The sequence below is a fragment of the Streptomyces sp. NPDC051051 genome (assembly GCF_040682975.1).
Taxonomy (GTDB): Bacteria; Actinomycetota; Actinomycetes; order Streptomycetales; family Streptomycetaceae; genus Streptomyces.
Map to the genome: position 1 here is coordinate 56,923 of NZ_JBFBCB010000016.1, position 22,858 is coordinate 79,780.

At 75.2% G+C, this 22,858-nt stretch carries 13 protein-coding genes, 1 tRNA gene and 1 pseudogene; 7 read left to right on the forward strand and 8 right to left on the reverse strand.

Translation table 11 applies throughout. The annotated features are described in order from the left end of the window. Positions 1 to 48: 48 nt before the first annotated feature. Positions 49 to 804 carry a class I SAM-dependent methyltransferase gene (locus tag AB0N31_RS14720; protein WP_366058737.1) on the reverse strand — a complete coding sequence of 252 codons (756 nt, stop codon included), beginning with the start codon at positions 802 to 804 and terminating at the stop codon, positions 49 to 51. Between the two features lie 164 nt (positions 805 to 968). Beyond that, positions 969 to 1,045: transfer RNA gene (locus AB0N31_RS14725), tRNA-Pro, on the reverse strand. Positions 1,046 to 1,186: 141 nt separating this feature from the next. Between AB0N31_RS14725 and AB0N31_RS14730 the strand changes: the two are divergent. From AB0N31_RS14730 to AB0N31_RS14760, 7 genes and pseudogenes are all read left to right on the forward strand, one after another. Further along, positions 1,187 to 1,333, forward strand: a pseudogene (locus tag AB0N31_RS14730) (TetR family transcriptional regulator); the annotation flags it as partial. Between the two features lie 452 nt (positions 1,334 to 1,785). Beyond that, the gene (locus AB0N31_RS14735) at positions 1,786 to 8,658 is read left to right on the forward strand and encodes an SDR family oxidoreductase (RefSeq protein WP_366058738.1); all 6,873 of its coding nucleotides are present in this window, start codon (positions 1,786 to 1,788) and stop codon (positions 8,656 to 8,658) included. Positions 8,659 to 8,666: 8 nt separating this feature from the next. After that, positions 8,667 to 13,232 carry a beta-ketoacyl synthase N-terminal-like domain-containing protein gene (locus tag AB0N31_RS14740; RefSeq protein ID WP_366058739.1) on the forward strand — a complete coding sequence of 1,522 codons (4,566 nt, stop codon included), beginning with the start codon at positions 8,667 to 8,669 and terminating at the stop codon, positions 13,230 to 13,232. Next, the gene (locus AB0N31_RS14745) at positions 13,229 to 13,546 is read left to right on the forward strand and encodes an acyl carrier protein (RefSeq protein WP_366058740.1); all 318 of its coding nucleotides are present in this window, start codon (positions 13,229 to 13,231) and stop codon (positions 13,544 to 13,546) included. Before AB0N31_RS14740 ends, AB0N31_RS14745 begins: the two co-directional genes overlap by 4 nt. Positions 13,547 to 13,548: 2 nt before the next feature. After that, the gene (locus AB0N31_RS14750) at positions 13,549 to 14,403 is read left to right on the forward strand and encodes an alpha/beta hydrolase (protein WP_366058741.1); all 855 of its coding nucleotides are present in this window, start codon (positions 13,549 to 13,551) and stop codon (positions 14,401 to 14,403) included. Further along, positions 14,400 to 15,563, forward strand: a complete 1,164-nt coding sequence (locus AB0N31_RS14755) for a glycosyltransferase (protein WP_366058742.1) — start codon at positions 14,400 to 14,402, stop codon at positions 15,561 to 15,563. The genes AB0N31_RS14750 and AB0N31_RS14755 overlap by 4 nt, the downstream gene beginning before the upstream one ends. Continuing rightward, positions 15,560 to 16,618 carry a class I SAM-dependent methyltransferase gene (locus tag AB0N31_RS14760; protein WP_366058743.1) on the forward strand — a complete coding sequence of 353 codons (1,059 nt, stop codon included), beginning with the start codon at positions 15,560 to 15,562 and terminating at the stop codon, positions 16,616 to 16,618. Before AB0N31_RS14755 ends, AB0N31_RS14760 begins: the two co-directional genes overlap by 4 nt. A gap of 359 nt (positions 16,619 to 16,977) precedes the next feature. Here AB0N31_RS14760 and AB0N31_RS14765 read toward each other — a convergent pair whose 3' ends face one another. The 6 genes from AB0N31_RS14765 to AB0N31_RS14790 all read right to left on the reverse strand — a co-directional run bounded on the left by AB0N31_RS14765 (position 16,978) and on the right by AB0N31_RS14790 (position 22,829). Beyond that, the gene (locus AB0N31_RS14765) at positions 16,978 to 18,309 is read right to left on the reverse strand and encodes an aromatic acid/H+ symport family MFS transporter (RefSeq protein ID WP_366058744.1); all 1,332 of its coding nucleotides are present in this window, start codon (positions 18,307 to 18,309) and stop codon (positions 16,978 to 16,980) included. Positions 18,310 to 18,481: 172 nt separating this feature from the next. Then, complete coding sequence (locus tag AB0N31_RS14770; protein ID WP_366058745.1) at positions 18,482 to 19,432, reverse strand: catechol 2,3-dioxygenase; 951 nt, start codon at positions 19,430 to 19,432, stop codon at positions 18,482 to 18,484. Then, positions 19,429 to 20,541: a 4-oxalomesaconate tautomerase gene (locus tag AB0N31_RS14775; RefSeq protein ID WP_366058746.1), complete on the reverse strand. Its 1,113-nt coding sequence runs from the start codon at positions 20,539 to 20,541 to the stop codon at positions 19,429 to 19,431. The genes AB0N31_RS14770 and AB0N31_RS14775 overlap by 4 nt, the downstream gene beginning before the upstream one ends. Then, positions 20,538 to 21,251 (reverse strand): 4-carboxy-4-hydroxy-2-oxoadipate aldolase/oxaloacetate decarboxylase, encoded by a 714-nt coding sequence (locus tag AB0N31_RS14780; RefSeq protein ID WP_366058747.1) that lies wholly within the window; start codon positions 21,249 to 21,251, stop codon positions 20,538 to 20,540. Before AB0N31_RS14780 ends, AB0N31_RS14775 begins: the two co-directional genes overlap by 4 nt. Continuing rightward, positions 21,248 to 22,000, reverse strand: a complete 753-nt coding sequence (locus tag AB0N31_RS14785) for a PIG-L deacetylase family protein (protein WP_366058748.1) — start codon at positions 21,998 to 22,000, stop codon at positions 21,248 to 21,250. The genes AB0N31_RS14780 and AB0N31_RS14785 overlap by 4 nt, the downstream gene beginning before the upstream one ends. A gap of 178 nt (positions 22,001 to 22,178) precedes the next feature. Further along, positions 22,179 to 22,829 carry a GntR family transcriptional regulator gene (locus tag AB0N31_RS14790; protein WP_366058749.1) on the reverse strand — a complete coding sequence of 217 codons (651 nt, stop codon included), beginning with the start codon at positions 22,827 to 22,829 and terminating at the stop codon, positions 22,179 to 22,181. Positions 22,830 to 22,858: the final 29 nt, after the last annotated feature.

Below are 22,858 nucleotides of genomic sequence, written 5' to 3' on the forward strand. Positions count from 1 at the left end.
TGGGGCGTGGACGCGGCCGCCCTGTTCGCGCCGGGGCCGGCCGGCGGTTCACTCCGCGGCCGTGGGGCCCGGCAGCCGGTACACCGACACGTGGGACCGGGACTCGGCGGTGAACTCGGAGCCGGTCCAGTCCGCGTGCCGCGACTCCAGCCCGAAGCCGGCCAACTGAGCCATGAGGTCGAGTTCGGCGGGCCAGACGTAACGGTGCGGGCTGCGGTCCAGCCGCGCCCGCCGGCCGTTCCCGTCGAACCTGAAGTGGTGGGAGACGACGTGCTGGCGCAGGACGTCGTAGGTGTCCAGACCGATGTAACCGGGCTCGGTGTGCCAGACGGTCGCCTCCTGTCCCGGTGGGAGCCTGCGCAGTTCGGGCACCCACAGCTCGACGACGAACCGCCCGCCGGGTCCCAGGTGACGGGCGGCGTTGCGGAAGCACGCGACCTGCTCGGCCTGGGTGAGGAGGTTGGAGATCGTGTTGTAGACGAGGTAGACCAGCGCGTACTCCCCCGGCGCGCGGGCCGTGGCCATGTCTCCGACGACCACCGGGATCGCCGACTCGTCGGCCTTGGTGCGCAGTTGCCCGAGCATCGGGCGGGACAACTCCACGCCGGTGACGAGCACGCCCCGCGCGGCGAGCGGCACCGCCACCCGTCCGGTCCCGATCGCGAACTCCAACGCCCTTCCGCCGGAAGCGAGTTCGGCGAGCCGGTCGACGGTCGGTCCGAGGACCTCGGGGGCGAACATGCCGGTGCCGGGAGTGTCGTAGCGGGCGGCGGTGTCGGCGTCCCAGATCTGCTGCTGCTCCATGGGCTCCACGATGGCCCGGCCTCCGGGAGCTGTCCAACGGTTTGCCGGCCGTGACGACGCCCGCCCCGGCGGCTCGCGCACGCCCGCCGCGCCCCGCGACCGGACCCCGGGCACGGGGAAAGCCGCCTTCTCGTCCGAGAAGACGGCCTCCGACCACATCGTGCTGGTCGGGACGACAGGATTTGAACCTGCGACCCCTTGACCCCCAGTCAAGTGCGCTACCAAGCTGCGCCACGTCCCGCCGCGTCCCGCGCCGGTGAACCGTGGGAACGCGCAGATGAACACTACCGTACGCGTACCGGTGCCGCGGTCGCGGCCGGACGGGGCGCCGGGCCCGCGGGGCGGGCGGGGAGGCGGGGCGGGCGGGGCGGCGGACGGGGACCAGCAGGGCGGCCAGGTCCGCGAGGACATGGACTTCGGCGACCTGCCGCGGATGGCCGCCGGCATCACGGCGACCACCTTCACCGACGACGCGCGGCGCGACCGCGTCCTGGCCGTCACGCTGGACGGGGTGCGCGCCGCGCGCTGAGCGGCGCACCCCGGAGGGCGCGACGCCGGGACGGGCGGATCCGGCCCCTTCCCGGTCACTCGGATGCGACACATGAATTTTCCCCGCGGGTCACCTTCGGGCGGACCCTTCGGCCCCGCTTTCCGGACATGCGCTCCAAAGGAACCCATTTCCGTCGCTCGTGCGTGTTTCAACAATGTATGGAGCGGATGAAACGGGCCAGCGAGAAAAGCAATAGATCCGTTTTCCTCCACCGTGGCCTTTTCTCCGAAGGTGACCGAATCAATACGGCAGGAAAACGAGCGGTCGTTCAAACGTTGACTGGCGAGTAATAAGCCCACTACCTTTCGACGCGCTCCGAAAAAGCGCTTTCCACGGTATTCCGCGGTGATCTTCTCCCGCCGGGATCCCGGTGCACGCCTTTGCTGTCCCGAACCCCCCACCGTGCGGTTTCACCTTGATTCGGAGAATCAATGACGTCCGCTGTGCGCTCCGAGGACATGATCATCGGCATCACTCCATTCGGCGAACCCGATGCCGGGCTCGCTCTCGCGATCGCCGGGGCCGGCGGCCTCGGCGTGCTCGATCTCGGGGACGGCGGCCGAAGATCGCGCGAGGCGCTGGCCCGATTGCGGCGCTCGGCGCCGGGCGGCTTCGGGGTCAGGGTCGGCCCGCGCTGCCGGCTGTCCCCCGCCGACCTCGGAGCCGACGGCCCGCACACGGTGGTGCTGGCCACCGACTCGGCCTGGCCGCTCGGCGAACTCGTCGCCCGGCACCGTGTCCTCGTCGAGGTCACCGATCTGCCGGGCGCCCGGGAGGCCGCCCGCGCCGGCGCGCACGGTCTGATCGCGCGGGGCGGCGAGTGCGGCGGCCGGACCGGCACGCTGAGCACCTTCGTGCTGCTCCAACAGCTGCTTTCCGCACCGGAGCAGGACCTGCCGGTGTGGGCCTGCGGGGGCATCGGCCCGCGCACGGCCGCCGCCGCGGTGGCCGGCGGGGCGGCCGGGGTCGTCCTCGACGGACAGCTCGCGCTGCTGGCCGAATCCGCGCTGCCCGAGGCGACGGCCGCCGCCCTGCGCCCCCTGGACGGCTCGGAGACCGTCGTCGTGGCCGGTCACCGGGTACTGCTGCGCCGGGGGCCCGACGCCCCGCCGCTGCCCGGGGACGCCGGTCCCGAGGAGGTCGCGGCCCTGCTCGGCGGGCGGGACCCGCGCACCCGGCTGCTGCCGGTGGGCCAGGACGGCTTCCTCGCCGCCCGGTTCGCCGACCGCTGGGGGGACGCACGGCGGACGGTGCGGGCGCTGCGGGACGCGGTGCGCGACGCCGTGGGCGACGAGGGGGCGGTACGGGCGCCGGCGCCGGGGTCCGCGATGAGCCGCGCGCTGGGCACCCGGCTGCCGGTCGCCCAGGGACCGATGACGCGGGTCAGCGACGAGGCGGGGTTCGCGGCGGCGGTCGCCGCGGACGGGGCGCTGCCGTTCCTGGCGCTGGCGCTGGCCGACGGCGAGCGGACGCGGACGATGCTGGCCGGGACGCGGGACGCGGTGGCCGGCCGGCCCTGGGGGGTCGGCGTGCTCGGCTTCGCGCCGGAGGACGTGCGGGCCGCACAGCTGGAGGCCGTACGCGAGGTGCGGCCGACGCACGCGATCATCGCGGGCGGGCGGCCCGCGCAGGCGCAGGCGCTGGAGCGGGACGGGATCCGGACCTTTCTGCACGTGCCGTCGCCCGGGTTGCTGCGGCAGTTCCTCCAGGCCGGTGCGCGCCGGTTCGTGTTCGAGGGCTCGGAGTGCGGCGGGCATGTCGGACCGCGTCCGAGTTTCCCGCTGTGGGAGGCTCAACTCGCCGTCCTGGAGGACTACGTGGAGGACGGCGGCGACGCCGGTGACCTCGAGGTGTTCTTCGCGGGCGGGGTGCACGACGAGCGGTCCGCCGCGATGGTCGCCGCGCTCGCCGCGCCGCTGACCGCGCGCGGGGCCGCCGTCGGCGTCCTGATGGGCACGGCGTACCTGTTCACCGAGGAGGCGGTGGCGCACGGGGCGATCCGGCCGCTGTTCCAGCGACAGGTGCTGGCCGCCGACCGCACCACGCTGCTGGAGTCGGCGCCGGGGCACGCCACGCGCTGCGTGCCCAGCCCGTTCGCGGCCGGCTACCGCGAGGAGGAGGCCCGGCTGCGCGCCGGAGGCGTCCCCGACCGGCGGATCTGGGAGGAACTGGAGCGGCTCAACGTCGGACGGCTGCGCCTCGCCAGCAAGGGGGTGACGCGGGAGGCGGACGGCGCCCTCGCGCCCGTCGACGAGCAACGGCAGCTCGCCGAGGGGATGTTCATGGCGGGCGAGGTGGCCGTGCTGCGCTCGGCGACCACGACGCTCGCCGCGCTGCACGCGTCCGTGACGACGGGAGCGGCCGCGTTCCTCTCCCGGCGGGCCGCCGAACTCGGCGTCGGGAAGGCGCCGCACCCCGCGGCGCCCGCGCCGCTCGACATCGCCGTCGTCGGCATGGCCTGCATGTTCCCGCAGGCACCCGACCTGTCCACGTTCTGGGCGAACGTCGTGGGCGGCGTGGACGCGGTCGGCGAGGTCCCGGCCGACCGCTGGGACCCGGCCGTGCACCACGGCGCGTCCACCCCGTCGAAGTGGGGCGGCTTCCTGCCGCCGATCCCCTTCGACCCGCTGCGCTACGGCATCCCGCCCGCCTCCCTCGGCCACGTCGAGCCGGTCCAGCTGCTGTCCCTGGAGGCGGCCCGGCGGGCCCTGGAGGACGCCGGATACGGCGACGGGGGGCGGGAGTTCGACCGTTCCCGCACCTCGGTGGTGTTCGGCGCGGAGGCCGGCAGCGACCTCTCCAACGCGGCCACCCTGCGGGCCGTACTGCCCTCCTACTACGGAACGGTGCCGCGGGGCCTGGACGAGCAGCTGCCGCGGCTCACCGAGGACTCGTTCCCGGGCATGCTCGCCAACGTCATCTCCGGCCGGATCGCCAACCGGCTCGATCTCGGCGGCGCCAACTACACCGTCGACGCCGCCTGCGCCTCCTCGCTGGCCGCGGTCGACGCCGCCTGCAAGGAACTCCTCGCCGGCACCAGTGACGTCGTGCTGTGCGGCGGCGCCGACCTGCACAACGGGATCAACGACTACGTCCTGTTCTCCTCGGTGCACGCCCTCTCCCCCACCGGCCGCTCCCGCGCCTTCGACGGCTCGGCCGACGGCATCGCCCTCGGCGAGGGCGTGGCCTGCGTGGTCCTCAAGCGGCTCGCGGACGCCGAGCGGGACGGCGACCGGATCTACGGCGTCGTCAAGGGCCTCGGCTCCTCCAGCGACGGCCGCTCCCTCGGACTGACCGCGCCCCGCCCCGAGGGGCAGCGGTCCGCGCTGGAGCGGGCCTACGCGAACGCGGGCGTCTCCCCGGCGCGGGTCGGCCTCGTCGAGGCGCACGGCACCGGCACGGTGGTCGGCGACCGCACCGAACTCGCCGTCCTGGACGAGGTGTTCCGCGAGGCGGGCGCCGAGGCGGGCGGCTGTGTGATCGGCTCGGTCAAGTCGCAGATCGGGCACACCAAGTGCGCGGCCGGGCTGGCCGGCCTGATCAAGGCGGTGCTCGCGCTGTACACCGGCGTCCGGCCGCCGACGCTGCACGTCGAGGCGCCCAACGCGGCCTGGGACGCGGACCGCAGCCCGTTCGCCTTCCACACCGAGGCCCGGCCGTGGGCCGCTCCCGCCGCCGAACGCCTGGCCGGAGTCAGCGCGTTCGGCTTCGGCGGCACCAACTTCCACGTGGTGCTGGCCGCCCACGCCGGCGGGGCGCCTTCGGCGCGGGGACTGGACGCCTGGCCGGCCGAGCTGTTCGTGTTCCGCGGCCGGGACGAGAAGTCGGCCCGGCACGCGGTCGAGGAGCTGCTGCGGGCCGCCGGGGCGGACGGCCGCCCGTGGCGCCTGCGCGACCTGGCGCTCGGTGCGGCACGGCGCTCGGACGCGAGCACCGACCCGGTGCGGATCGCGGTCGTGGCGAGCGACGTGGACGACCTGACCGGGAAGCTGCGGGCCGTGCTCGACGCCCCGGCCGGCGCCGCCCCCGCCGCCCGCGGGATCCACCTGGCCGGCGCCGGGGGCGCCGACGGCGGCAAGGTCGCCTTCCTCTTCCCCGGGCAGGGCAGCCAGCGCCCCGGAATGCTCGCCGAACTGTTCGTCGCCCTGCCCGAGTTGCGCCCGCACCTGGAACTGGGGCGGGCGCACGCCGACGCGCTGTACCCGCCGGCCGCGTTCGACGACGCCGCCCGGGACCGGCAGCGGGCCGCCCTCACCGACACGAGGGTGGCGCAACCGGCCCTCGGCGTGGCCGGGCTCGCTGCGCACGCCCTGCTCACGGCCGCCGGCGTGGAACCGGACATGGCCGCCGGGCACAGCTACGGCGAGCTGGTCGCCCTCTGCGCCGCCGGGGCCCTCGCCCCCGAGACGCTGCTGGAGCTGAGCGGCGAGCGGGCGGCGGCGATCCTGGGGGCCGCCGGGGAGGACCCGGGGACCATGGCCGCGGTCGCCGCCGGTGCCGAGGAGGTGGAGCAGGCCCTCAAGGCGGCCGGCGCACCGGACACCGTCGTCGTCGCCAACCGCAACTCCCCCCGCCAGACGGTCGTCTCCGGTCCGACCGACGCGGTCGCCGAGGCCGTACGACTGCTGCGCGAGGCCGGTCTCGACGCCCGGCGGATCCCGGTGGCGTGCGCCTTCCACAGCCCGCTGGTGGCCGGCGCCGGCGACCGCTTCGCCGAGGCGCTCGCGGCCCGCCCGGTGCACGCCCCCGAGTTCCCGGTGTGGTCCAACCGCACGGCCACCCCGTACGCCGCCGACGCGGACGCGGTCCGGGCCGAGCTCGCCGCGCAGATCGGCGCCCCCGTCTCCTTCGTCGAGCAGATCGAGTCGATGTACGAGGCGGGCGCGCGCGTCTTCGTCGAGGCCGGTCCCGGATCGGTGCTGACCCGGCTGGTCGGGCAGATCCTCGGCGAGCGCCCGCACACCGCGGTCGCCTGCGAGCCCCGCCCCGGCGGCGGCCTGCGCGACTGGCTCGACGCCCTCGCCCGGCTGGCCGTCGCGGGGCTGCCGGTGCGCACCGGACGGCTGCTGCGCGGCCGGGACGCCGTCGACGCGGTACGCGCCCCCGCGCCCCGGGTCCCCGGCTGGACGGTGGACGGGCAGCTCGTCCGCACCGCCGCCGGCGCCCTCCTCCCCGGTGCCCTCGCACCGGCCCGACGAGTCGTGGACACCCTGGAGACGACTGTGACGACCAACCCCCCGCACGGCCTGCCGTCCGACCGGGACGCGCTCATCGCCGAGTTCCTGCGCACCAGCCGGGAGATGATCGCCGCCCAACGGGACGTGCTGCTCACCTACTTCGGCGGCGCGCCCGGCGCCCCGGTCGCCGCGCCCGTCCCCCCGCAGGCGCCGCTGCCCGCGACGGTGACCGTGCCGCGGGCGCCCGGCCTGCCGGCCGCGGCGCCGCCGGAGCCGGAGCCCGCGCCGGAGGCCGCCGGGCCCGTGGACGTCCAGCGGGTGGTCCTGGAGATCATCAGCGAACGCACCGGCTACCCGGTCGACATGATCGAACCCGATCTCGACCTGGAGGCGGACCTCAGCATCGACTCCATCAAGCGGGCCGAGATCGCCGGTGAGCTGGCCAGGCGGCTGGGCGCCGGGAGCGGCGCGGACCTCACCTCGATGGCCGACGCGGACCTGGAGGAGCTGGCGAAGGCGCGTACGGCGGCAGCGGTGACCGGCTGGCTCACGGCCCGGCTGGGGACACCCGCGGCACCGGAGACGCCGGGAACGCCCGTGGCACCGGAGACACCGGAGACACCAAGGACGCAAACGGCACCGGACGGGCCCGCGCCCGCGGAGGCCGTGCCCGGTGAGCCGCCCCGCCGGCACGTCCTGCGCCCGGTGCTCCTGGACGGCCCCGGCGGCGCCGGCCCCGCGTCCCCGCTCCCCGGCACCCGCTGGCTCGTCCTCGGTGACGCCCCCGACGTGGCGGCCGCGATCGCGGCGTCGGGCGCCGAGGTCGTCGTACGCGGCCGGGATCATCTGCCGGATGACGGGGACGGGCAGGTGGACGGGGTGCTGTACCTCGGCGCGCTCGCGGACGACGGCACGTCCGTGCTGCCGGACGCGTTCCCGGTGCTGAAGGCGGCCCTGGCACGCGGGCCCAGGTGGCTGCTGGCCGTCCGGCCGGCCGGCGGCGACGTGCGGTCGGCGGGGCTGCGCGGCCTGTTCCGCACCGTGGCCCGGGAGTACCCGGAGACGGTGGCGCGGGTCGTCGACCTCGCCGACGTCTCGCCCGCCGCGGTCGCGGAGGCCGTGGCGCTGGAGGCCGCCGCCCCGGACCGTACGCCGGTCGTGGTGCGGTCGGCGGCCGGGCGGCACGGGTTCGAGCTGGTGGAGGCGCCGCTCGGCGCCCTCGCCGGCACGGGCGCCGGACCTGCCGGGGACGGCGCGGCCGAGGCCGTCGCACTGGGCCTGGACCGGGACTCGGTGGTGGTGCTGGCCGGCGGGGCGCGGGGCATCACCGCGCAGTTCGCCGCGGCGCTCGCCGGTGCGGCCCGCTGCCGTCTGGAACTCCTCGGCCGCACCCCCGTGCCGGACGGTCAGGAGGACGCGGACACCGCGGCCGCCCGCACCCCGGCGCAGCTGCGCGCCGCGCTCGCCGCGCGCGGCGGGGCGACACCGGCCGAGATCAACCGCACCGCCGAACTCCTGCTCGCGCAGAGGGAGATCAGGGCGACCCTGACGGAACTCGCCGCGCTCGGCAGCCGGGCCCGCTACCGCTCGGTCGACTTCCGCGAGCCGGACGCCGTCCGCCAGGCCGTGAAGGAGATCCACGCCGAACACGGCCGGCTCGACGGCGTGGTCCACGCGGCCGGTGTGATCGAGGACCGGCTCATCGCCGAGAAGGGCGCCGAGTCCTTCCGCCGGGTCTACGGCACGAAGGCCGGCGGTGCCCGGGCGCTGCTCACGGCGTTGGAGGAACTGCCCGCCGCGCCCGCGTTCACGGTGCTGTTCGGCAGCATCTCCGCCGTCCTCGGCAACCGCGGCCAGGCCGACTACGCGGCGGCCAACGACGCCCTGGAGTCACTCGGCGCCGCCTTCGCCGCCCGCACCGGCCGTCGCGCGCTGACCGTGCACTGGGGCCCCTGGGCGCCCGCCGCCGGGCACGGCGGCATGGTGGGTGCGGAGCTGGCCCGCGAGTACGCCCGGCGCGGCATCCGGCTGATCGACCCGGAGGAGGGCACCGCGGCGCTGCTGCGGGAGCTGGCCTGGGGCGAGGAGTCCGCGACGGCCGTCGTCCACACCGCCTCGGGCTGGTGACCGCCGCCGTGACGCCACGTCAGGTACCGGTCGCCATCGTCGGGATGGCGGTGCTGCTGCCGGGCGCCCCCGACCTGGACGCCTACTGGCGGAACCTGCGGGACGGCGTGGACGCCGTCGGGGAGGTGCCGGACGGGCGCTGGGACGCGGACTACTACCGTCCCGGCACCGCCTCCGAACCGGCCGTCGCGGACCGGGTGTACGCGCGGCGGGGCGGGTTCGTGGACGGGCTCGCGCAGGTCGAGGTCACCCGGTTCGGGATCATGCCGAACTCGGTGGCCGGGACCGAACCCGACCAGCTCATCGCGCTGCACGTGGCCGCCGCCGCGCTCGACGACGCGGGCGGTGCGGACCGCCTGGCGGACCGGGGGCGGGCCGGCGTCGTCCTGGGCCGGGGCGGCTACCTCACCCCGGGCCTGGTCCGGCTGGACCAGCGGGTGCGGACCGCCGGCCAGCTCGTGCGCACCCTGGGCGAGTTGCTGCCGGACCTGTCGCCGGGCCAACTCGACCGGGTGCGGCAGGCGTTCACGGACCGGCTGGGGTCCGACAGCCCCGAGTCGGCGATCGGCCTGGTGCCCAACCTCGCCGCCTCCCGGATCGCCAACCGGCTCGACCTGCGCGGCCCCGCCTACACGGTGGACGCGGCCTGCGCCTCCTCGCTGGTCGCCGTCGACCAGGCGGTGGGCGAACTCGCCACCGGCCGCTGCGACCTGATGCTGGCGGGAGGCGTCCACCACTGCCACGACATCACGCTGTGGAGCGTGTTCTCCCAGCTGCGCGCCCTCTCCCCCAGCCAGCGCATCCGGCCCTTCCACCGCGACGCCGACGGCATCCTGATCGGCGAGGGCACGGGCGTGGTCGTCCTCAAGCGGCTCGCCGACGCCGAACGCGACGACGACCGGATCTACGCCGTCGTCCGGGGCACCGGCGTGGCGAGCGACGGCCGGGCGGCCGGGCTCGTCAACCCCGATCCGGGCGGCCAGGCACAGGCCGTACGGCAGGCGTGGCGGGCGGCCGGGCTCGATCCGGCCGCACCCGGTGCGATCGGCCTGCTGGAGGCGCACGGCACCGCCACCCCGGCCGGCGACGGGGCCGAACTGGCCACGCTGGCCGATGTGTTCGGGCCCGGTGACGGCGAGGCCGTGCTCGGCTCGGTGAAGTCGATGATCGGGCACGCCATGCCGGCCGCCGGCGTCGCCGGACTGGTCAAGGCCGCCCTCGCGGTCCACCACGCGACGCTGCTGCCGACCCTGCACTGCGACGACCCGCACCCGGCGCTGGCCCGCACCCGCTTCCGCACGCTGGGGAAGGCCGCCCCCTGGGAGACCTCCCCGGATCAGCCGGTCCGGCGGGCCGCGGTCAACGCGTTCGGGTTCGGCGGGATCAACGCGCACGTGGTGCTGGAGGAGCCGTCGGGGGGCCGCGGCCTGGCCGCCGCCCACCCGATGCCGGGGGGCCGCGGCCAGGGCGTCGCCCGCCCGGCACCCCACGTCGCCGAAACCGAGCCGGTGCTCCTGCTGGCCGCCGACTCGCCCGAGGGGCTCGCCGCCCTGCTCGACGCCGACGACGGCGCCGTGCGCGCCGCCGGACTCGATCCGGCCCGGCCCCGCCCGGAGGCCGGGCCGGTCCGGCTCGGGATCGTCGGCCCGACGGACAGACGGCTCGCCCTGGCCCGTCGCGCGGTCGCCAAGGGGCGTGCCTGGCACGGCCGCAGCGACGTCTGGTTCCGGCCCGGCCCCCTGCTGGGCGCGGGCGGCGGCAAGCTGGCCTTCCTCTTCCCCGGTCTGGAGGGCGACTTCACCCCCCGGGTGGACGACGTCGCCGACCACTTCGGGCTGTCCGTGCCCGCGGTCGCCGAGGACGGCGCCCGCGACCTCGGCCGGCACGGGCTGGGCGTCGTCGCCGTCGGCCGACTCCTCGACACGGCGCTGCGCCGGGCCGGGATCGTGCCGGACACGGTCGCCGGGCACAGCCTCGGCGAGTGGACGGCGATGGCGGCGGGCGGGCTGTACGCGGGGGACGAGGTCGACGCCTTCATGGCGGACTTCGACCCCGCGGCCCTCACCGTGCCGGGCCTTGCCTTCGGGGCGGTCGGCGCGCCCGCGGAGCGCGTGCTGGCCGCGCTGCGGGAGGAGCGGTGGGCCGGGGCCGGTCTGGTGCTCTCGCACGACAACGCGCCCGGCCAGTCGATGGTGTGCGGCCCGGACGAGGCGGTCGGGGAGTTCGTGCGGGACTTCCGCGCCCGGGGCGTGCTGAGCCAGGTGCTGCCGTTCCGCTCCGGCTTCCACACGCCGATGCTGGCACCCCACCTCGGCCCGATCAGGGAGGCCGCCGGACGGTTCCGGCTGCACCCGCCGCACACCCCCGTGTGGTCGGGGACGACCGCCGCGCCCTTCCCCGAGGACGAGGCGGGGGTGCGGGAGCTGTTCGTCCGGCACCTGCTGGAACCGGTCCGCTTCCGGCAACTCGCCGAGGCCCTGCACGCGGCGGGCCACCGGGTGTTCGTCCAGGTGGGTCCGGGGCAGCTCGGCTCCCTCGTCGGCGACACGCTCGGCGGCCACGACCATCTCGTCGTCGCCGCCAACTCCCCGCACCGCACCGGCCTCGCCCAGCTCCGCCGGGTCGCCACCGCGCTGTGGGCGGCGGGCGCCGAGGTGGCCCCGGCGCCGGCACCGGCGGCGCGCGCCGGGAACGTGCGGTCCCGGCGGCAGCCGGTCGAACTGGACCTGGATGGCGGCCTGGTGTCACTCCCGCCCGATCAACTGGATTCGTTGCGGGCCGGGTTGGGGCGGACGGCGAACAGCCCCGGGACCGCCGCCCTCGGCTCCCTCGACGCCCTCGTGCCCGGCTCGCCGGTCGCCGCCGAGCTGTCCGCGCTGCTCCAGGACACGGCGGACACCGCGGCCGCCCTGCTGACCGCACCGGCTCGCGCCGGGCATCCCGCCGCGCCGCCGCCGCTCACCCGGCCGCCGCTCACCGGGCGGCCGCTCACCCCGCCGCCGTCCGGCCCGTACCGCACGACCGTCCGGGTCTCCCCCGACACGATGCCGTACCTCCTGGACCACTGCTTCTTCCCGCAGCGGCCCGGCTGGCCGGACGTCTCCGACCGGTGGCCGGTGGTGCCGGCGACGACGATCGTGCAGCACATCATGGACGCGGCACGGCAGGCCGCGCCCGGCCGGGTGCCGGTCGCCGTGCACGGGGCGCGGTTCGAGGAGTGGCTCACCGCCACCCCCGCCGTCGACGTGCCCGTCACCGCGGTCCCCGAGGGTCCCGACCGGCTGGCGGTCTCCTTCGGCCCGCGGGCCCGCGCCACCGTCGAACTCGCCGCCGCCCACCCGGCCCCGCCCGCCCCCTGGCCGGCCGGCACCGCCGCCGAGCGGGTCCCCGAGCACACGGCCGGCCGGCTGTACGCCGAGCGCTGGATGTTCCACGGCCCGGCGTTCCAGGGCGTCACCGAGCTCACCGCGATCGGCGACCGGCACGTCCGGGGCGTGATCACCACCCCGTCCGCGCCCGGCGCCCTGCTGGACAACGTGGGTCAGATCCTCGGCTACTGGATCATGGCGACCCGCACGGAACGCACCGTCGTGTTCCCGGTCGGCATGCGCGAGATGCGTTTCCACGGGCCGCATCCGGCGCCCGGGACCCCGGTGGGATGCCTGGTGCGGATCACCTCGCTCACCGACACGTCCCTGGAGGCCGACATCCAGCTGACCGTCGGCCGCACGGTGTGGGCGGAGCTGTACGGCTGGCAGGACCGCCGCTTCGACAACGACCCGAAGACCCGTCCCGTCGAGCGCTTCCCGGAGCGCAACACCCTCTCCGAGGCCCGTCCGGGCGGCTGGTCGCTGCTCCACGAACGCTGGCCCGATCTGGCGTCCCGCGAGCTGATCATGCGCAACTCACTGGCCGGTCCGGAGCGCGTGCAGTACGCGGAACACGCCCCCCGGGGCCGCCGGCAGTGGCTGCTGGGCCGGATCGCCGTCAAGGACGCCGTACGGCGGTGGCTGTGGGACCAGGAGGGCGAGGGGCCGGTCTTCCCGGCCGAGCTGCGGGTGCACAACGACGAGGCGGGCCGGCCGTACGTCACCGGTGTGCACGGCCGGGTCCTGCCGCCGCTGGACGTGTCGCTGGCGCACTGTGCGGAGGCGGGCGTGGCGATCGTGCGGCCCCACACGCCGTGGCCGGGTCCCGGCATCGACGTCGAGGAGGTCACGGACCGGACGCCGGAGACCCTGGCCGCCGCCCTCGGCCGGGACGAGCTGCGGCTGCTGCGCGCACTGACGTCCGACGGGGCGTCCGACGGCTCCGAGGCGTGGTGGTTCACGCGTTTCTGGGCGGCGAAGGAGGCCGTCGCCAAGGCGGAGGGCACCGGGCTGCGCGGACGGCCGCGGGACTTCGCCGTCCTCGACGCCGCCCCGGCCGGCGACCGGCTGACCGTCGCGGGCCGCCTGGAACGCGCCTACACCGTGCACTGCGCACCGGCCGCCAACCCGCCCCACCTGCCGGACCGCGCGTACGTCGTGGCCTGGACGACAGGTCCCACCGAAGCGAAGGAGTACGACCGATGACCCCCCACACCCCCACCGCCGCCGACGAGACGACCGTCCTCGCCGACCTCACGGAGATGCTCGGCCGGCTCATGGCGGACGAGTACGGCCTCGACGACGTCGAGATCGGCCCGCACACCACCTTCAACCGGGACCTGGAGCTGGAGAGCATCGACCTGGTCACCCTGGCCGGGCTGCTCCAGGAGCGGTACGGCGACCGGATCAACTTCGCCGAGTTCCTGGCCGGCATGGAGTTCGACGAGATCATCGAGCTGACCGTCGGACGGCTCGTCGAGTACGTCGTGGCGGGCCTGAAGACCGCGGAGGCGAGCTGACGATGGCCATGGTCGACACCGGCGCCGTCCGGTTGCACGTGCAGCGGCTCGGCCCCCGCGACGGCCGGCCGGCCACCGCCACCGTGGTGCTGGTGCACGGCCTGCTCACCGACAGCCTGGCCAGCTACTACTTCACCGTGGCACCCGCGTTCGCCGCCGCGGGCCTGGACGTGGTCATGTACGACCTGCGCGGCCACGGCCGCAGCGAACGCCCCGCCGACGGCTACACCCTGGACGACAACGTCGACGACCTGGAGGCGCTCCTCGACCGCCTCGCGGTGGACGGCCCGGTGCACCTGGTCGGCAACTCCTACGGCGGGACGGTCGCGTTCGGCTACGCGGCCCGCCATCCGGAGCGGGCGGCGAGCGTCACCCTCGTCGAGTCCGAACCGGCCACCGCCGCCTGGGCGGTGAAACTGGGCGGCATCCTCGACCGGGTGGTGACGCAGCTCGCGCACAACGAGCCCGACGCCATCGCCTGGATCACCGCGCACCGCGGCCACAACACCGCCCGGCTGGCCAGGGGCGCGGCCCGCCTTGCCCGCGACACCACGCTGGGCAGGGACATCCCGGCCAGCCGGGTGCTGACGGAGGATCAGATCGCGGCGGTGCGCTGCCCGGTGCTCGGCGTCTACGGCGGCGACTCCGACCTCGCCGAACTGGCGCCCTGGCTCCAGGAGTTGCTGCCGGACTGCCGGACCGTGGTGATCCCGGGACACGAGCACTCGGTGCTGGTGGAGGCGGCCGCGGCGGTGGGCGGCCACGTCCTGGCGCTGGTGCGGGAGGCCGAGGTACCGGGCGGCCACGCAGGCGTCCCCGCGCGGAAGGCCGAGCGGGCGGGGGCCGAGGTCCGGTGAGCCGATACCTGTTCGTGGTGCCGCCGCTGACCGGGCACATCAACCCGGCCGTGGGCGTGGCGGCCGCCCTCGCCGGACGGGGGCACCGGGTGGCGTGGGCGTGCCCCGATCCCGCGCTGGTCCGACGGCTGGCGGGACCGGGCACCGAGGTGTTCGCCTGTGCCGGGGCGCCGGACGGGAGCCGGCCGCCCGAGCTGCGCGGACCCGAGGCGCTGAGATTCCTGTGGGAGTGGTACCTGCTGCCGCTCGCCGAGGCGATGGCGCCGGGGGTGCGGGCGGCCGTGGAGCGGTTCGGGCCGGACGTGGTGGTCGCCGACCAGCAGGCCTTCGCGGGCGCCCTGGTCGCGGAACGCCTGGGCGTGCCGTGGGCGACCTCGGCGACCACCTCCGCCGAGTTCACCGATCCGCTGGCGGGGCTGCCGAAGGTCCGCGCGTGGCTGGAGGAACGGCTCGGGCGGTTGCGGGCCTCGGTCGGGAACCCTGCCGGCGGCGCCGACCCGCGGTTCTCGCCGTGGCTCGTCCTCGCCTTCAGCGCGCCGGAGCTGGCGGGCCCCGCCGAGGGCGTCCGCTGGGTCGGCCCCTCGATCGCGGCCCGGCCCGCCGCGGCCGGTTTCCCCTGGGAGTGGCTCGACGCCGGACGCAGGGCCGTGCTGGTGACGCTCGGCACGGCGAACACCGACGTCGGCGGCCGCTTCCTCGAGGTGTGCGTGGCGGCGCTGCGCGAACGGGCGGACCGGGTGCAGGGGGTGGTCGTCGATCCCGGCGGCGCCCTGCGTCCGCCGCCGGCCGGTGACAAGGACGTCCTGGTCGTCCCGTCCGTTCCCCAACTCGCCCTGTTGGAGAGGGGGGTGGCCGCGGTGGTCTGCCATGCCGGGCACAACACGGTGTGCGAGGCGCTGTGGCACGGCATCCCGCTGGTGGTGGCCCCCATCCGCGACGACCAGCCGGTGGTGGCCGGGCAGGTCGCGGACGCGGGGGCCGGGGTGCGGGTGCGGTTCGGCCGCGTCGGCGCACAGCGGCTGGGCGCGGCCCTGGACGCCGTACTGGACGCACCCGGCCACCGGGCGGCCGCCGAACGGATCGGGGCCGCCTTCCGTGCCGCCGGCGGGGCGTCGGCCGCCGCGGACCGTCTCGAGGAACTCGCCGGGGAGGCGCGATGAGCGACGGGACCGAGCGGATCGCGGCGCTGCGGCCCGGCTACCAGGACGATCTCGCGGCGGGCGTGGGCCGTTTCTTCGAGCCGCGCCGCACCGACTGCCCCTGGTGCGGTTCGGCCCGGCTGACCACGCGGCTGCGGACCACGGACCTGCTCCAGCACAAGCCGGGCCGGTTCGTCCTGGACCGCTGCGAGGACTGCAGGCACACCTTCCAGAACCCCCGGCTCGGCGCGGAGGGGCTGGAGTTCTACTACCGGGACTTCTACGACGGGCTCGGCGAGAAGAAGCTCGGCGACACCTTCGGCGGGCGCACGAAGATGTACCGGGGGCGGGCCGAGTCGATGCTGCCGCACGACGCCGGGCCGAAGACGTGGCTGGACGTCGGCACCGGGCACGGGCACTTCTGCGCGGTCGCCGGTCAGGTCCTGCCGGGCACGGCGTTCGACGGACTGGACTTCACCGACGGCGTCGAACTCGCCGAGCGCGAGGGCCGGGTGCGGCACGGCTACCGGGGCGCCTTCCCCGACCTCGCGCCCGAACTGGCCGCCCGTTACGACGTGGTGAGCATGTTCCACTACCTGGAGCACAGCACCGACCCCGACCGGGAGCTGCGCGCGGCCCGGCAGGCCGTCCGGTCCGGCGGGCACCTGCTGATCGAGGTCCCGGACCCGGAAAGCCGGTACGCCCGCCTCCTCGGGCGGTGGTGGCTGCCGTGGCTCCAGCCGCAGCACCTGCACTTCGTGCCGGTCGCCAACCTGCGGGAGCGGCTGGCGGACCTCGGGTTCACGGTGGTCGCGGAGCAGCACGCCGAAGCGCACGACCCGGTGGACCTGCTGGCGGCCGTATGGCTGTCGCTGGACCACGCGGCGCCGCGCGAGGACGCGCCCTGGCTGCCCGAGCCGCCCGGCAGGGCACGCCGCGCGCTGCGGGCCGCGCTGTTCCTCGCCGGTGTCCCGGCGCTGGTCGCGGGCACCCTCCTCGACCGGTTCGCGGTCCGGCCGCTGTCGCACCGGCTGGGCCTGTCCAACGCCTACCGGATCGTGGCGCGGCGCGACTGAGGGAGGGGCCTCGCGCCACGCCCCGGTCCCGCGGGACGGGGGCGTTCCGTCCCGCAGGGGGCGCCGTCCCCTGTCCGGTCGCCGCGGGCGGGGCGACGCCCGGCTTCCCGGCGCGTTCCGTCAGGTCGCGCCCCGCCTTCTCGGGTGGCGGTGGTACGCCGGACGCCGGCCCCCGTCACCTCTGCGGTGCGGTGGCCGGCGTCCGTGCGTGCCCGCGGGGCCTGGCCCACGTGTCGCGTCCCCGTGGCCGGGCCGGCAGCCGGGGGCCCTGCCGGGAAGACCCGGAGAGGCCCGGGGCCCGGGGTGACCTGTCGGAAAGGCCCGACGGCCGGGCAGCCCCCGACCGGCTGCCCGGCCGGTCAGTGCGCGGCCAGCGGCTGCTCGCGCGGGCTGTCCTCGGCAGCCGTCCGCGGGGTGCGCAGGGCCGCGATCCCGATGAAGACCATGGAGGAGACACCGGCGAGCGCGAAGGCGGTGAACCCCCGGTCGCCCTGGCCCGAGGCGAGGAGCTGACCGCCGAGCCACGGGCCGAAGACGGCGCCGAAGCGGCCCATGCCCGAGGTCCAGCCGACGGCGGTGGCGCGGGTGTGCGGGTCGGAGCGTATGGAGACCGTCGCGTAGATCATCGTCTGGGCGCTGTTGAGGAAGACGCCGGTGAGGAAGACGACGATCATCGTGACCGTCATCGGCATGTGCACGCTGAGCAGGTACACGCCGGCGGCGGTCAGCGCGAACCAGACCGCCGAGATGCGCGGGGCGCCGAAGCGGTCGGCGGCCCGGCCGGCGACCAGCATGCCCACGATGCCGCCGAGGTTGAAGACGACCACGAAGGACAGCGCGGAGCCGAGTTCGTACCCCTCGGCGCGCATGAGGGTGGGCAGCCAGGTGGCGACGCCGTAGACCAGGAGCAGACCGCCGAAGGAGGCCAGCCAGTACAGCAGGGTCCGGGTCCACTCGCCGTCGCGGAAGAGGCCGACCAGGTTGGTCCAGCGGTCGCCCGCGCCCGCCGCGGCCGGCTTGGCGGCGGGCGGTTCGACGTCGTAGCGGGCGGCCAGTGCGCAGGCCTCCTCGGTCCGCCCCTTGGCGACGAGGAAGCTCAGCGACTCGGGCAGGAACCGGACGAGGACCGGGGCGAACAGCAGCGGCAGCACGCACACCCAGAACGCCGCGCGCCAGCCGACGGGGTCGACGAGCCACTTGGCGACGTAGGCGGAGAGGATGCCGCCGGCGTGGTGGGCGGTCATCAGCAGGCCGATGACGATGGCGCCGCGGCCGCGCGGGGCGTAGTCGGAGACCATGCTGATCGCGGTCGGCAGCAGTCCCCCGAGGCCGATGCCGGCGAGGGTCCGGCCGAGGCCGAAGACGGCGACGCCGTCGGCGAGGGCGCACAGGCCCGAGGCCAGCGAGAAGAGGGTCACGCAGGCGACCATCAGCTTCTTGCGGCCGATCCGGTCGGCGACCGTGCCCGCGGTGAGGGCGCCGACCAGCATGCCGAAGGTGGCGTAGCTGCCGAGGTCGCCGGCCTGGTCCGGGGTGAGGCCGAAGGTCTTGGTCTCCAGCAGGTGCGGGAGGACCGAGCCGTAGATGAACATGTCCAGGCCGTCGAAGAGGACGGCCAGCCAGCACAGACCGACGACCAGGAAGGCCAGTCTGCTGCCGCGGGCGGACAGGGGGGAGGGGGAGGAGGACATCTTCGTTTCCTCTCGTGCGGGCGGGGTGCCCCGACGCTAGAGACCTGCGGCGATTTTCGTCAACACTTTTGTCAACAATCTCATCGACGATGAGTCCCGCATCGGGGCGGCGAGGCCCGGCAAGAGCCGCCGGAGGGCCGTCAGGGGCCGTCCGTGGTGCCTGGGAGGGGTGTTACGCGACCGGCGGGGTGCCGTGCGTGTGGAACGACTCGATGGTCTTCAGACCCCAGGCCTGGCCCTTCCCGCGCTCCTCCTCGGTCCAGGTGATCAGCGGCCAGTCGGGCGCGAGCACCAGGCGGGTGAGCGGGTTGCACAGTTCGATCCGGTTGCCGCCGGGCTCGTAGACGTACAGGAAGAACGTCTGCTGGATGGCGTGCTTGTGCGGCCCCGTCTCGATGAACACACCGGTGTCGATGGCGAGATCGGCGGCGCGCAGGATGTCCTCGCGGGTGTCGGTGGCGAAGGCGACGTGGTGCAGCCGCCCGGCGCTGCCGGTCCAGTCCGAGGTGTAGACGACGTCGTACGACTTGTTCGTGTACGTCAGCCAGCGCGCCGCGATCTTCCCGGTGTCGAGCCGGATCTGCTCGGTGGGCCGGGCGCCGAGGACGTGTTGCTGGAACTCGGCGTTGGCGAGGACGTCGGCGGCGAGGAAGTTGACGTGGTCCAGTCGTCGCACGCCCACGCCGCGGTTGGGCTTGGCCTGCGGCTGGTTCTTCAGCGCCGGTTTCAGCTCGTCGGGGGCCCGGTGGTGCTCGCTCTCCCAGTACAGGGCGTGCTCGTGGCCGTCCGGGTCGGTGGTGACGTACAGCTTGCCGAGGCCGGGTTCGTCCTCGGCCCAGCGGCCGGTGCCGCCCGCCCCCTCGACCGCCTCGACCCGGCGCCGGAGCGCCTCCTCACTGGAGGTGCGCAGGGCGAGCCGGCCGAGGCCGGGGGTGTCACGGGCGGTGAGGACGAGGCTGTGGTGCTCGTAGTCGTCGTAGGTGCGCAGGTAGACCGTGTCGCCGTCCTGGCCGTTGACGGTGAGGCCCAGGTAGTCGGTGAAGAAGCCGACGCTGGCGTCCAGGTCCGGGGTGAACAGCTGGGTGTGGCCGATGTGCGCGATGTCGCCGAGCGGCGGAGTCATCGTTGACCTCCAAGGGGGCGCGGGTGGATCGGTGCCGTCCCGGCGGACCGCGGGAACACGGTGCCGTCGAAGATCTTGCGGGCCGTGCGGACCACGGCCGTGCGGCGGGCGGAGGGCAGGCCCTCGGGGGTGGTGCCGAGGCTGCTTTCGATGTCCAGGAATCCGGTGGGATGTTCTATGCGAATTCGGTCACTGCCGGGCGCGAGGTCCGCCAGTTCGGCGCCGACGCCGCCTTCGACGCGAAGGCCCGCCGCGACGCCCGCCGCGCCGAGCACTCCGATGGAGGGGTGGCAGCGCACCGGAATGAAGGTGCGGGTGGTGACGGCGCCGCCGTCGCGGGGCGGGGCCAGCAGCGTGAGCTTGGGCACGGTGGCGTCCGTCACGTCCCCGAGCCCCATCCGGCGGCCCGCCTCCAGCCGGATCCGGTGGAGCCGGTCGGCGAGGCCCCGGTCGGCCTCCAGCTCGGCGGGCGGCTCGTAGCCGGTGAGCTTCAGGGAGGTCGCGGCGATCAGGACCGTCGGCATGCCGTTGTCCACGCAGGTCACCTGGACGCCGTCGATCTCCTCGCGGACGCTGCCGGTGGGCAGGAGCGGGCTGGGGCCCGGCGGGAACTCGATCAGCACGGGCGCCGCGGCACCCGGCACACCGGAGATCTCCGCTTCGCCGGTGTAGTCCACCCGGCCGCCGGGCGTGGGGAAGGTCGCCGTGGCCCGGTCGCCGCTGTTGACCATCCGGATGCGGACCGAGGTCTCGTCCGGGCCCGCCGGGACCAGTCCGCGCTCGACGGCGAACGGGCCGACGCCGGCGAGGATGTTCCCGCAGTTCTGACGATCCGTCACCTCTGCTCGGTCGACCCCCACTTGGAGGAACAGGTAGTCGACGTCGGTGTCCGGGTCGGCGGAGGGCGAGACCACCGCCACCTTGCTGGTGAGCGGGTGGGCGCCGCCCAGGCCGTCGATCTGGCGCTCGTCGGGACTGCCCATGATCCGCAGCAACAGGTCGTCCCGCGGACCCGGTCCGGCCGGCAGGTCGGCGGCGAGGAAGTAGGCGCCCTTGGAGGTGCCGCCCCGCATCAGCAGACACGGCACCTCCTCGGGCACACCGCTCACGAGGACTCCCCCGCGTCCGAGACGTACTCCTCGTACGTCCGGTACTCGACGCCGAGCCGCTTGAGCGTGTCCCTCAACCCGTAGCGGTCCAGACCGAGTTCGCCCTGGAGGAACGCGGTGCGGGACTTCGCCTCCTTCGCCTCGCGGGCCTCGGACGCCTCGGCGACGGCCCGGGCGCGTTCGCGCGGGACGACCACGACACCGTCGTCGTCGGCGAGGATCACGTCACCGGGGCGGACCACCTGGCCGTCGACGGCGACGGGGACGTTCACCGAGCCGCCGGTGGCCTTCACCGTGCCCTGTGCGCAGACGGCACGGGACCAGGCCGGGAAGTCCATCTCGCGCAGCTCCTGGGTGTCGCGGATGCCGGCGTTGATCACCAGGCCGCGCACGCCGCGCTGTTGCAGCGCGGTGGCGAACAGTTCGCCGAACATGCCGTCGGTGGAGGGCGAGGTGGTGGTGACGACGAGGACGTCGCCCTCGCCGCACTGCTCGACGGCCGCGTGGATCATCAGGTTGTCGCCGGGCCAGCTGAGCACCGTGACGGCGGTGCCCGCGACCCGTACGCCCTGCTGGACGGGCCGGATCTCCGGGCCCAGCAGGCCCCTTCGCCCCATCGCCTCGCTCACGGTGGCCACCCCGAAGGCGGCCAGCGCCTCGACGTCCTTCGCATCCGCCTTCGGCGGGCCGGTGACGATCACGCCGCTCATGCCAGCTCCTTCGCGATCTGCGGGTAGGGGCGCATGTACGCCTCGGCCATCGTCCTGTGCGCGAGGCCCAGGTTGGGACCTGCGTTGCGCTTGAGCTGGACGCCGCGGCGGACGGCGAGGTCGGTGTAGTAGTCCCACAGGTGCTGCTGGGCGCCGAGGCACTCCATGGCCTTGCGCTTGGTCTCCCAGACCTCGGTGATGTCGAGGAGGACCTCGGGCCGGAAGCCGCTCATCTCGGGCTGGTGCGGCTCGAAGCAGAAGACGGGCGGGGCGCCGATGATCTCGCCGGGGCCCGGATAGCCGATGGCCTGGGCGAGGACACGGGCCTCCAGGGCCATCCGGTTGGCGGCCGGGTGGTCGCCGTTGTACGGGTCCTCCGCGGGGTGGGTGAGGACGACGTCGGGCTGGGTCTCGCGGTAGACCTCGACCAGTTTGTCGGTCAGTTCCGCGGTCGCGACCAGCGGGTAGTCGCCCGCGTCGAAGAAACGCACCTCGGCGCCGAGGGTGGCGGCGGCGCGTTCGGCCTCGTCGCGGCGCATCGCCTTGATCTCGTCCAGCCGCTTGCCCTCGCGCCACGCCTTGGCGGACTCGCCGCGCTCGCCGAAGGTCAGGCACGCGATGGTGACCTTCTCCCCGCGCGAGGCGGCCAGGGCGATGGCACCGCCCGCCCGCCACACGAAGTCACCGGCGTGCGCGGTGACGACGAGGGTCGATCGGGGTGGGCGGGCGGGCGCTGTGGCCTGGGTCATGCTGCAATCTCCCTTGTGGGGCGACTCGCCTCCGGAGCGCTCCCGCCGGCGTCCGGGGAAGACCGCGACCGCGCGGTCGGCCCTGCGGGCCGCACGCACGCTCGCGCTCCGGACACCGGCGCGTTCCTTCGGATCGGTCGCCGTGGTGACAGGTGGGCGCCCGCCCGCGCAGCCGTGATCAGTCGCGCAGTGCCTCGATCACGCTGGTGAGGTGGGCGCGGACGGCCGCCTCGGCCGCCTGCGGGTCCCTGGCCCTGATCGCTTCGATCATGGTCAGGTGCTCGTTCAGGGATTGCTGCGGACGCCCCGGCCTCAGTGCCAACTGGAAGCGGTGCCGGACCAGTTGCGCGTTGAGCCGCTCCAGCAGTTCCTGCGCGGTCCGCTGGTCGGAGAACTCCCGGATACAGACGTGCAGTTCGTGGTTCAGCTCGGAGTAGGTCACCGGCTCGCCGGCGGCCACGGCCTTGCTCATCGCGGTGCCGAGGTCGGTCAGCCGGTCCAGTTGGTCGTCGTCGGCCGCGACGGCGGCCTTCGCCGCGCACAGCCCTTCGAGGACCATCCGGCACTCGGTGATGGCGACCGCTTCGTCCACGCTCACCACCCGCACCCGCGAGCCGCGGTTGCGGATCCGTTCGACGAGCCCCTGGGACTCCAGATCGATGAGCGCGGCGCGGATGCTGGCCCGCGTCACACCGAACTGCTCGGCGAGCTCGTTCTCCACCAGCCGCTGCGCCGGTGCCATCTCGCCGTGCAGGATCGCCTGCCGCAACTGCGCGAGCGCGTGTTGCCTGGCCTGCTCCCCGGTGCTCGGACGGGCTTCTTTCGGCATCGTTGCCCTCCCTGAGTGAGTGCCTGTCG